The organism is Micromonospora globbae, from assembly GCF_003610785.1.
Taxonomy (GTDB): domain Bacteria; phylum Actinomycetota; class Actinomycetes; order Mycobacteriales; family Micromonosporaceae; genus Micromonospora; species Micromonospora globbae.
In genome coordinates this window covers 1-5151 of the sequence record NZ_RAQQ01000068.1, presented here as the reverse complement: position 1 = coordinate 5151, position 5151 = coordinate 1, and the positions used below count along the sequence as shown (strand labels likewise).

Genomic DNA, 5151 nt, shown 5'->3' with positions numbered 1-5151 from the left:
GCAACAACCACCCCACCCCGCGCTACGACGTCCACATCGCGACCACCACGACCGCCAAGACAGCAGCTGCAAAGAAGACGAAGACTGCCAATCCCCGGCCCCGCCGCACAGGTTAAAGATCAAGCTAAGGGATGTCTCGTAACTCGGTGATCGGTCCGTGGTGGATCATGTCGGGGTGCAGGTGATCTCGGCGGCCCGCCAGGAGTGGATCTTTCCGTTCACCGGGCTGCAGCCCGCCCAGTTCCGCAAGCTGGTGCGGCTGGTCGCCGAGCGTGGCGGTGACGCGATCGCTGACGGTCGACCGGGCCGGCAGTGGTCTCTCGACCTCGCCGACCGGGTGTTGCTGGTGGCTGCGTACTGGCGCACGAACCTGACGATGCGGCAGATCGGCCCGCTGTTCGGGGTGTCGCACTCCGCCGCGCATCGGGTCATCGACACCGTCGGCCCTCTGCTCGCTCTGGCGCCGGGGCGCCGGCGTCGAGTCGACCAGGTCACCATCGTCGACGGCACTCTGGTGCCGACCCGGGATCACCGCCTGGCCGCCCCGAGCAAGAACTACCGCTACAGCACAAACCTGCAGGTCGCCATCGACGCCCACACCCGCCTCGTCGTCGCCCTCGGCGATCCGCAACCCGGCAACCGCAACGACACCGTCGTCTACCGCACCAGCGGCATCGACCAGAAACTGGCCGGACAGCCCGTCATGGCCGACGGCGCCTACCGCGGCAACCCCGACGTGATCATCCCCTACCGCAAACCCGCCGACGGCAGCGACTTACCCGAGTGGAAGGCGGACCTGAACAGACAGCACCGCACCGTCCGCGCGCAGGTCGAACACGCCCTGGCCCGCATGAAGTGTTTCAAGATCCTGCGCGACTACCGCCGCGCCGCCAGCACATTGACCGACACCGCTTCCGGCATCGCCCATCTCCACAACATCATCCTCGCGGGGTGACGCCAGCACAGTTACCGGGCAACGGCTTCACCGAGTTACGAGACACCCTTTAGGGTGACGATCCGGCCGAGCTTCCGTGACAGTGCTTCGCACAGCAGTATGGGTGCCCTACCGGACGGCTTTGAGCCTGCGACCCAGTGCGAGACGTGAGAGCGGCCAACTCCGGCGAACTCGGGTGCCTTGCTCTCCTGTGCGACCCGCACAAACGCTCGCGCCACCTCGGCGTGCGACATGCCTGCCTCGGCGATGACGGCGGCCAGTTTGGCGTTGCCAGGTCCCGCTTGCGGCACGGTGCACCCCCGTCTAGAAGTTGATCTTTCACCACGTTCACCGCTTCGACGTGCGTCACAGCGTACCGACCGGCTGTGACTTGGGCTTCGCTAGAACTACGCAAGGGCCGCAGCGATGAGCAGTCGTCGTCCGCTCTTGTTGAGCTCGGTCCTAACGGCTCCCCATTGCTACGTGCAGATGAGTGCCGTGGTGGTGGGTGACCGGGCAGGGCGCGCCGCGTGAGCTGTCCCATGGCGCACATGTGCGCGTCCTGCCCACTGGGGGAGGTGGACTGCGTGGCGACTGACCACGGGGGCGAGCGGGCCGAGGCGGCACAGGCTGCGCTAGCACGACTCGCGCCGACAACGAGGCTGTTTGGGAAGCGTCGGGAGGCGCATCGGATGCATCGATGGATGTGGCTCCAGCGCAACGGTGACGCTGTGAACGTTGCGGAGTGCTCGGCGCACTCCCACCGGGGCGCAGCGTATGGGCCCAATGCCGGCTCGACGCCGACGGGGAACGGCCCAACGATGCCACTGACCCAGGACCGGCCCTTGTCGACGCGGGGTGGCATGTGGCGCGCTTCCCAAGCGGGCCGCCGGTCACGCGGTGACCGACCGTGAGCCCGGGGACGCCGCAGCCTGAACCGCCGTTTGCCGTCATGATGGCGGGCTTCGTCGTTGACTTCCACCACCGCAACGTCTGCTCCCGATGCCAGGCGGATGGTAGTTGTCCTCGGCTGGCGCGGGCTGGCGAGAGCCTGTTGGCGTGGCGCACCAGGACCGGGCAGAGGGCCGGGCTGCCGGCGCGCACCGCTGCGGAGTGCGCGCCGGATGGGCCGCGGGCTCGTCCGTGTGATGCGGACGGTGGCCGGCGGTGACGACTTCCGTCCTGGCCGCGCTCGCGGCTCCCAGCCGCCGCCTGGAGGTGGTGACGCCTGAGCTGGTCGCGGAGTCTCGCCGGACGTTGGGGCGTGTTCTGGCGGAGTCGCGGCGGTCGGCGCGTGTGACTCAGGACCGGTTGGCGGTGCTGGTGCGTTGGTCGCGCAGCAGCATCGCCAACGTGGAGGTGGGGCGCCAGTTCGCGCCCCGTGAGTTCTGGATCGCCTGCGACGTGGCGCTGGGGTGCGAGGGCGCGTTGCTGGCCGCGTGGGGCCGGGCGGATGCGTTGGCGCGCAGGCTTCGGGAGCAGGAGAAGGAGGCGCAGATCCGGCAGCTCCTGGCCCAGCCGCCCCCCGGGTGTGTCTGCCGGGAGCTGCATCGGCTGTTGGCGGAGTCGGGGTGGCGGTCGTGACGCGCCGACCTCACACGCCGATCCGGCCGATTTGGCTGTGTCGTGCCTGCGGCCATCCGTGGCCGTGCGGGGACGCGAGGCTTGCGCTGCTGGCTGAGTACGAGCGGAATCGAGTGAGCCTGTTCGTGTACCTGGCCGGGGCGCTGGGCGATGCGGCGGACGACTTGGCCAAGCTGCGTGCCGACGTTCCGAGCGACGGGGAGTTGTTTGATCGATTTTTGGGGTGGCCGAAGTCAAGCCCGGCGGAGAAAGGCCGCGCTAACTAAATCAGGATGCAAACGCTTGTTGCCGCCGGAATTCATTGACGCCGTGCGGCCATTCCGTGCGATCCCATCGACATCCATAAATGTATGTCAGCAAGGCGACAAAGCATTGATTGACCTTCCGCATATCGCAAGGATTCTCGCATCCGCATTCACCGGTAGTTGCGTGAGAGGAGAAAGCGTGAACATCCGAAGTCTCAGAAGGGGCGGCGTAATGGTCGCCGGCCTTCTCGCCGTCGTGCTCGGCGTCACGGCCCTGGAAGCCCCGGCGGTGGCCGGGCAGCGCGTGAAGAACACCTACGACGGCGCTCAGAAGGTTCTTGCGCCGTGCATCGCGCTCGCCATGCAGCAGGAATCGCCGGAGTGGGTCTGCACGAGCGCCGGCCTGACCAGCACTCGCCGCGACGCCCACGGCACCCCCACCACCACCTTCACGCCCGTCGCCGCCACGACCGTCCCGGCCCCCGACCCGGTGTCGGTTCTCGCCGACGACTACGACACCTGGTGCGAAAGCAGCGGCACCTGTCACCGCATCATCGACGCTCAGCGCTACATCGGAGAGACGAAGGGCAACGCCACCTACGGCGACAGCGGCGGTGTCATCGGTAGCTTCGACGTGATCATCCGTAACAGCCTCCAGGGTCGCCGCGGTCGGTGGACCGTCTCCCTGATCTGGGACTATGGTCCGTCGCTGACGTTCAGCGACTCCTGGATCAACTGCTACGAGGTCATCGACAACTGGCCGGACGCCGACTGCGGTGACCACGCTCTCTACCCGGGCCGTATCAGTGGCACGAACTGGCGCTGGAACAGCCCGACCCTCTACGGCAACTTCCTGGTCAACCCCAAGCCGTACTACGCGGCCTTCAACACCGACTTCACCCCCGGCGGTTACTCCGTGCGCGCCCTGCCCGCGTTGGAGACGGCGCGCTTCAAGTGCTACGGGTCGACCGCCGACCCCTGCAAGTTCTGATCCTGTCCGGTCCAAAGTCGTATCATCCAGGTGAATACGGACGCGTGATCGCGGTCCCGTTCTTTCCTCGGGGAGGCCGGGACCGTGCCGTAGTAAGCCTCCCGAGGAGCAGCATGCGCGACACCAGCGCCGCACCGAACGCCTGGGACACGGCCGCGCCGTTCCCCGGTTCGCCGCCGGACATCTCCGACCGCCGCCACGCCATCGGCACTCCTGATGGCAGGTACTGGGAGCTGAGCGAGTCCGGCTGGGATGCCATGCTCGGCTACCTCGCCGACCCCGCCACCCTGGCCCGGCTCGCAGAGTTCCGGCAACATCAAGTGGAGGTGAAGGTCATCGACCGCGCCGGGGAGCGTACGTTCTTCGAGCCGCGCACGGCCGATGACCAGGCGATCATCGATGAGGCCGCGAACTCGTTTCTGCGCGATGTGGGATTGCCGGAGCGGCCGGCCGGCTATCGCTGGTTCCAACGCCTACCCGACGACCTCACCGTCAGAGACATCGACGAAGCGGTCTACGAGGCGATCAAGCACCTACCCCTCGACCACCACCCCGCCGAGGCGGTGCCGGCAATCCGTGCGGCCCTTGAGGAGCTGTACCGGGAACGGTGAGTTGGCGATGGGGGCGACGGTTGACCCGCTGCTGTGGGCGGCGGTCTCGTCGTAGCACGGCGCTCCGTCACCACGTCCCGAGCTGGCGGCAGGATCGCCAGGATGCCGCGCTGGGTCCCCTCTGGGCGGCTGTGACGGCAAGTCCATGCGCATGTGGCAATCGGGCGAGAATGCTGCCGCACTTGACGGCCACCTGTATCGGGCGTACATCGAAACGTTCGTTGCCCATGCGTACACCCTTGAGATACCTCAGAAGTGACCGATTTCGGCCACCAGGCTCGCATGGCCCAGCTTTCGTCGCTGGCCGACCGACTCTTTGGTGCCCCCGGCGTCCGCAGAGATGGGCCGCCGCGGCGGGCCTAGAGAACGGAGCGCTGACCTTCGCAGGAGGAGGGGCATGAACGGCAGCTCGGCACCGTGGGCCAGCGTCAACCTCGCCGCGATCGATCTGGAAGGCACCGGTGCGCAAGACCGGGATGGCGAGGTGATGTCGCGCAGTGCCTCGGGCGCCGGGTCAACGGCCACTTCCTGGTTGGTCACAACGTCTGCGTTGACTGGCGGCTGCTTGAACGCCGCGTTCCCGGACTCGCGCCGGCGGGTCTGATCGATACCTTGCGACTCGCCCGTGTGCTGGGCGCCCAGCGGCGCGCCCTCACCGCGGGTTGCGTCCACTGGAGTGGTGTACGACTTGCCCGTGATGGGCGTGTTGCGTAGATGAGAGACGGCCATCGCGTCGATCCTTCAAGACGACCAAGTCAGAGAAGGAAGAGAGAACGCGATGGCCGC

The 5151-nt window shown here is 67.3% G+C and carries 6 protein-coding genes; 5 read left to right on the top strand and 1 reads right to left on the bottom strand.

The genetic code is table 11. The features are described 5' to 3' along the window. Positions 1-175: 175 nt before the first annotated feature. From D7I43_RS32135 to D7I43_RS32115, 5 genes are all read left to right on the top strand, one after another. Positions 176-955 carry a transposase family protein gene (locus tag D7I43_RS32135; RefSeq protein ID WP_120332306.1) on the top strand — a complete coding sequence of 260 codons (780 nt, stop codon included), beginning with the start codon at positions 176-178 and terminating at the stop codon, positions 953-955. A gap of 1146 nt (positions 956-2101) precedes the next feature. Next, positions 2102-2518, top strand: a complete 417-nt coding sequence (locus tag D7I43_RS32130) for a helix-turn-helix domain-containing protein (protein WP_120332305.1) — start codon at positions 2102-2104, stop codon at positions 2516-2518. Then, entirely contained in the window at positions 2506-2784 is a 279-nt protein-coding gene (locus tag D7I43_RS33985; protein WP_120332304.1) for a hypothetical protein, read from the top strand. Before D7I43_RS32130 ends, D7I43_RS33985 begins: the two co-directional genes overlap by 13 nt. Positions 2785-2995: 211 nt before the next feature. After that, positions 2996-3754 (top strand): hypothetical protein, encoded by a 759-nt coding sequence (locus D7I43_RS32120; protein ID WP_120332303.1) that lies wholly within the window; start codon positions 2996-2998, stop codon positions 3752-3754. A 113-nt stretch (positions 3755-3867) separates the two neighbouring features. After that, positions 3868-4365 (top strand): DUF5956 family protein, encoded by a 498-nt coding sequence (locus D7I43_RS32115; protein ID WP_120332302.1) that lies wholly within the window; start codon positions 3868-3870, stop codon positions 4363-4365. 249 nt (positions 4366-4614) lie between these two features. On the opposite strand, the gene D7I43_RS32950 is transcribed toward D7I43_RS32115, so the two are convergent. Continuing rightward, positions 4615-5094 carry a hypothetical protein gene (locus D7I43_RS32950; RefSeq protein ID WP_158610209.1) on the bottom strand — a complete coding sequence of 160 codons (480 nt, stop codon included), beginning with the start codon at positions 5092-5094 and terminating at the stop codon, positions 4615-4617. Between the last annotated feature and the right edge of the window lie 57 nt (positions 5095-5151).

What these genes read in the sequence shown, in the direction of transcription:
- D7I43_RS32120 (WP_120332303.1), top strand. Translation starts at nt 2,996, where the DNA reads ATGGTCGCCGGCCTTCTCGCCGTCGTGCTCGGCGTCACGGCCCTGGAA.
- D7I43_RS32115 (WP_120332302.1), top strand. Translation starts at nt 3,868, where the DNA reads ATGCGCGACACCAGCGCCGCACCGAACGCCTGGGACACGGCCGCGCCG.
- D7I43_RS32950 (WP_158610209.1), bottom strand. Translation starts at nt 5,094, where the DNA reads ATGGCCGTCTCTCATCTACGCAACACGCCCATCACGGGCAAGTCGTAC.